This is a genomic window from Bacillus cereus group sp. BfR-BA-01379 (assembly GCF_022663605.1).
Taxonomy (GTDB): Bacteria; Bacillota; Bacilli; order Bacillales; family Bacillaceae_G; genus Bacillus_A; species Bacillus_A mobilis.
In genome coordinates, this window is record NZ_JAKUFT010000137.1 from 1 (window position 1) to 5,873 (window position 5,873).

The window sequence follows — 5,873 nt, forward strand, 5'->3', positions numbered from 1 at the left end:
TATTAAGTATTATGATTTTACCTACTATTGCTAGTATCGCTTCTGATGCAATACGCTCTGTTCCATTTGATTATTTAGAAGCTTCTTACGGTCTAGGATCAACAAAATGGCAAGCGGTTAGCCGAGTGATTGTTCCTGCTGCGAAAAAAGGGATTTTAACAGGTATTGTTTTAGGTTTAGCGCGTGCTTTTGGTGAAGCATTAGCGGTTCAAATGGTAATCGGGAACACAATTAAATTACCAGAAGGAATATATAGTCCGACAGCAACGTTAACTGGTATTTTGACAATGGACATGACAAATACATTGAACGGTACTGCTTGGAACAATGCGCTATGGACTTTAGCGATGATTTTACTTGTTATTTCATTCCTGTTTATTTTAGTAATTCGAGCGATTGGGCAAAGAGGTGAGCGATAATAATGAATGCAAGAACGGTAAATAAAATTTGGACAGGTATCTTTTACGCAGTTGCAGCTTTAGTTGTAGCTCTGCTAGTATTCTTAGTGTTTGAAATTTTGCAAAAGGGATGGGGATTTTGGGATCCTAATTTCTTGTTTGGAGAACCAAGTAATACAAGAGCTGGTGGTGGGATTGGTCCACAGTTATTCAATTCCTTCTACATGCTTGTTATAACGCTTGTTATATCTATTCCTCTTGGGTTAGGTGCTGGAATATATTTAGCGGAGTACGCAAAGCAAGGGCGTTTTTTAAATTTTGTTCGTTTATGTATTGAGACAATGGCATCTTTACCTTCTATTGTTGTTGGTTTATTCGGTTTACTAGTGTTTGTTACAATGACGGGCTGGGGGTACACAGTAATGGGTGGTGCTCTTGCTCTAACTATTTTAAACTTACCAGGTTTAACACGTGTTTGTGAAAATGCAATTTCAGAAGTGCCTCATAATGTAAAAGAGGCAAGTCTTGGATTAGGTGCAACGAAGTGGCAAACAATCGCTCGTATTATTATTCCGTCGTCATTACCGCAAATTATTACAGGTATTATTTTAGCGGCGGGTCGTATATTTGGGGAAGCGGCCGCACTGATTTACACAGCGGGTTTAACATCTCCAATTTTAAATTCAGCAGCGGACTTCTCAAGTCCTGCGCATCCTTTAAATCCATTTAGACCAGCTGAAACGTTAGCGGTTCACATTTGGAAGTTAAATTCTGAAGGAGTTATTCCGGATGCGAAGTTGATCGCGACAAAATCTGCAGCTGTATTAATTATTATGGTATTACTATTCAACGTTATTTCGCGCTTGGTAGCATCTGTATTGCACAAACGTTTTACAGGAACGAAAAGAAAAAGTAAAACGACGAAGAAAGTAAAAGCGGCATAAATGATAAAGAGGAACTCTCTGCTTATAAGTAGAGAGTTCCTTTGTATTTTAATATAGAAGGAATGGATGTAAGGATTGTTGAATTTTTAATTGATTATATAGAAGAATAGGTGCGGGTGAGAGGAGAAGTTAATTTGTTTTTTCTGCAAATGTCAGGTTTTCCAGGATCGGGAAAATCCACAGTTTCTAAGTATATAGCGAAGTTAACAGGTGCTGTAATTGTAGATCATGATGTTTTGAAATCGGCATTGTTACAATCATTAGAAATGAAAGGGATTGAATCGACGATTGTTGGAGGAGTATCATACGATATTGAATGGGTATTGATTGATTCTTATTTAGAACAAGGGCATAGTGTGATATTGGATAGTCCATGTCTATATGAGGGGATGGTTGAAAAAGGAATGAAACTGTCTAATAAACATGGTGTAAAATATAAATATATCGAATGTTAACTTAATGATATGGAAGAGATTAATAATAGGCTACAAGCACGTAAGCGTATGGTCAGTCAGATTGGTAGAGTGGATTCGGAAGTAGCTTTTAAAAAGTGGTTAGATGGTAGTAAAAGACCTTCGAATGCCGAATATCTTATTGTAGATTCTGGTGAACCTTTAGAGAGATATGCTCAAAAGATGATGGGTTATATGAGTAGGTAGAGAAAAAGCGTTATCTTCATTCATGAAGATAACGCTTTTTCTTTTAAATATCAGGTGTTTCTGTAGAAGTGTTTATTTTTCTACGAGAGCGTCTTTTTCTCCCGATTTTATCCAATAGTTCATACATAACTGGAACGACTACTAATGTAAGAACGGTTGAGACTGCTAAACCACCGATAACAACGACGGCAAGACTTTTTGATACCATGCTTCCTGCTTGCGATTGACCAAATAGGAGAGGAAGCATCGCGACGATCGTCGTTATAGCTGTCATAATAATTGGACGTAATCTGGTGGATCCTGCTTCTAATAAGGCATCTCTTGTTTCCATTCCATGTTCCCGATTTTGTTGTACTCTTTCTATTAATACAATAGCGTTTGTAACGACAATCCCAATTAACATTAATGCGCCAATCAAGGAATTTACATCAACAGGTGTTCCTGAAATGATTAATCCTAAAATACCGCCAACAGCAGCTAATGGCAAGGAGAACAGAATTGCAAAAGGAGCACGCGCTTGTCCGAAGGTGATAACCATAATTAAATATACAATTCCAATTGCAATTCCCATAATTTTAAATAAATCTGTGAAGTTCTCTTGCATAGATTCAGTTGCACCTGCAATCGTTACTTTTGCGCCGCTAGGTAAGTCTAGGTTAGCTATCGTTTCGTTTACTTCTGTGCTTACTTTACTTAAATCTTCATTTGAGGCCTCGGCAGTAAATTGAATCGTTTCTTTTCCATCTTTATGGAAGACTTCTGTTTGAAGTTGCTTTTCTGAAATAGTTGCAATGTCTTTTAAAGGAATTGGTCCATTAATAGGTGATAGTATGTTTGTGTTTAAAATGTCTTCTTGTTTAGTAATGCTTTCTTTTTTGTGTTCTATCATAATAGTTGTTTTTTCATTATTGATTGAAACTTCACCAATAGGTGATTTTTTCATAAGGAATGCTACTTGTTGTGCCGCCAATTCTGGTGTTAATCCTAGTTGTTCGGCCTTTGTTTGATCAACGTGGATTTGCCATTCTTTCTTAGAGTCTTCTAAATTTGTTTTTACTTTAGAGAGAGCAGTCATATCTTTTAGTTTTGTTTCGACGATAGTAGCAGCCTCTTTTAAATTCGTTTCGTTAGTAGCTGTTACGTTAAATTGCAAATTGTTGCCGCCGCCAGAGCTTGAATAACTCGTTTTTATATAATCTAGTTCAGCAGGCTCAAAAGCTTTATGTTCTTTCTTTAACTCTTTAACATATTGATCAATATCAGAGCCTTTCTTGAAAACTACAAATATACTCGCAAGATTATTTTTTGTCGTTTGCCCCCATTGTGCATCTTCTGCACTAGATCCCATTCGTAAAATAACATCCGTTACATCCGAGTTAGAAAGTAATTTCTTTTCGAAATCGAAGGCTTTTTGTTTTTGTGTTTCAGGTGCGTAATCAGCCGGGAAAGTCATATTAATAGATAACATTGTGTCGTCTTCAGATTTTATGTTCGCTTTCGGTAGTAATATATAGGTTGCAATCGATCCTGCGAATAATAAAAAGGCGGTAAGTAGAATAATGAATTTATGCGAAAGAGCCCACTTTAATGTAGCGACATATCGTGGTGAAGAACTTGGCTTTTTGTGTTTTGTTTTTTTGAGTAGTAAAAAAGCCATAAGTGGAACAACTGTTAGTGCAACGATTAAGGATGATAGTATAGAATATACAACTGCTAATACCATAGGTAACATTAATTTTCCGATTACTCCTGATACGAGGCCGATAGGTAAGAAAACAGCGACCGTTGTTAAAGTAGAAGAAGTAATTGCAACGGAGACCTCTTTCGTTGCATCGAGAATAATATCTTTAGAGAAAGATTCTTTTTGTAAACGACGGAAAATGTTCTCGATGACAACGATACTATCATCAACGAGACGTCCAACTGCAACCGCTAAACCACCAAGAGTTAGAGTGTTAAGTGTGATGTTAGATTGGTGTAGTAAAAAGAGTGTTAATAAAATAGATAATGGAATACTGACAACAGCGATGAGTGTTGTTCGGAAGTTACGCAAAAAGATTAAGATAATTAGAGTTGCAGCAATTGCTCCAAGAATTACTTCTTTTCCCATGCTAGTAACAGCATTTTCAACTTGCTCATGAGTTGAGGCTAAAAGTTTGATAGAAAACTGATCTTTATATTGTTTACTTATATCTTTGATTTTCTTATCGATTTCTTTTCCGATTGCAACCGCATTTTTGCTTGGCTCTTTCATGATGATTAATCCAGTGCCTTCTTCTCCGTTTATATGTGAGATTGTATCGTAGTGTTGTTTAAGTTCAATTTGAGCAACATCTTGCAATTTTACTTGAGGTGCAACGGTAATGTTTTTAATAGCATCTACATTTTTTATATCCCCAATGACGCGAAGGTTATATTCTTCTTTATTAACGGTAACGGCTCCAGCTGGAGTGGACGTTTCTTTTCCTTGTAAAACTTTTAATATTTGCTCGGTTGTTACGTTTTTATCTTTTAATTGGTTTGGGTCTAGTATGATAGCTAATTCAGAGGTTGATTTTCCGAAAAACATAACGTTGGCAACACCATCAATGCTTTCGAGTTGTGGTACGATTTCTTTTTCGATTTGTTTTTCATCTGCTTTTGAAAATCCGTTTTGCTTCTGGATAGCAATTTGAGCAAGTGGAATCATAGAAGTGTTTAATTGGCTAACTATGGGTTTCGTTGCGTCTTTAGGTAATTTAATTGTATTAATGGCCTTTTCGACTTCGCGTGCTGCATCTTTCATATTTGCTTTAGATGTATACGCGATATCGATGCGTGATAATCCCTCGTGCGTAGAAGAGGTGATGCTGTCGATGTGCTCTAAGTTGCGAAATTGTTTTTCGAGGGGATCAGTTACTTCTTTCGTCATTGCTTCAGCATCAAGTCCTTGAGATAAGGTTGTGACAGTGACTGCGGGATTATCGATGCTTGGTAAAAATTCCATAGGTAATTTAGAGCTGGAATAAACGCCGAGTATGGAAATGAGAAAAACCATGATGATAACAGCAGCGCGGTTTTTTAATGAAAACTTTGTTAACCTATCCATAAAGTAATTCCTCCATTGGTTTATTTATAGTTGAGTACGTCCTTTCTTACTATATAACAAAAAATGGATATTTTTCATTAATTAAATGTAAAAAAATTCTAACAATAATCTTAAGTTAATGTTTTTGTTGGGATTTCGTTATTTATTCAGCTATTGGCTGGGAGATAAGACACTCGCTTCACAATTCGATTAGGGGTACCTGCAGAAACCTGATCCATTAATAATCTTCAGGAAGAACAAAACCAAGAATCAGCACATTCTCTTTATTAGGAAGTGAACATGCTGATTAGAGAGGGGAGCGGTGAATCTATTCTTGTAGTGTGGATTGATTTGTTCTGTTATATTGTTGGCCTATAGAGAGGTGAATTGTAGGGGGCTTTAATATAGAAGAGAATAGGTTTATAAAATGCGGTTTGGTCAATTAGAGTTTATTGGTATACAATTTTAAATGGTTGTTTTCTGTAGAGGGGATGAGGTGTTCTTATATAGAAGAAAGTAGGTTGGATAATTTTTTTGTTTTTTTATAAAAAACACTTGTTATTTAAAAATCATGATGGTATATTAATAAACGTCGCTGATGCAGAAACGCAGAAAACGACAAAAAAGAAATTTTAAAACGTAGTTGACATCGAAAAATGAAGATGTTAATATGATGAAGTCGCTTCTGAAGCGGCAGACAAGTTCTTTGAAAACTGAACGAAACAAACAACGTGAAACGTCAATTTTTATTTTTAGATGCTAGACAAACTAACTTTATTGGAGAGTTTGATCCTGGCTCAGGATG

At 36.1% G+C, this 5,873-nt stretch carries 3 protein-coding genes and 1 pseudogene; 3 read left to right on the top strand and 1 reads right to left on the bottom strand.

Going from position 1 to position 5,873, the window contains the following annotated elements; translation table 11 throughout:
• The 3 genes and pseudogenes from MR113_RS26590 to MR113_RS26600 all read left to right on the top strand — a co-directional run.
• Positions 1-419: PstC family ABC transporter permease (locus MR113_RS26590; RefSeq protein ID WP_242257415.1), on the top strand; the 419-nt coding region annotated here is incomplete at its 5' end.
• Between the two features lie 2 nt (positions 420-421).
• Positions 422-1,342, top strand: coding sequence for a phosphate ABC transporter permease PstA (gene pstA, locus MR113_RS26595; RefSeq protein ID WP_097917667.1), 921 nt, complete (start codon positions 422-424; stop codon positions 1,340-1,342).
• Positions 1,343-1,476: 134 nt separating this feature from the next.
• Positions 1,477-2,001, top strand: a pseudogene (locus MR113_RS26600) (P-loop nucleotide/nucleoside kinase family protein).
• A gap of 43 nt (positions 2,002-2,044) precedes the next feature.
• Here MR113_RS26600 and MR113_RS26605 read toward each other — a convergent pair.
• Entirely contained in the window at positions 2,045-5,089 is a 3,045-nt protein-coding gene (locus MR113_RS26605; RefSeq protein ID WP_242257416.1) for an efflux RND transporter permease subunit, read from the bottom strand.
• Positions 5,090-5,873: the final 784 nt, after the last annotated feature.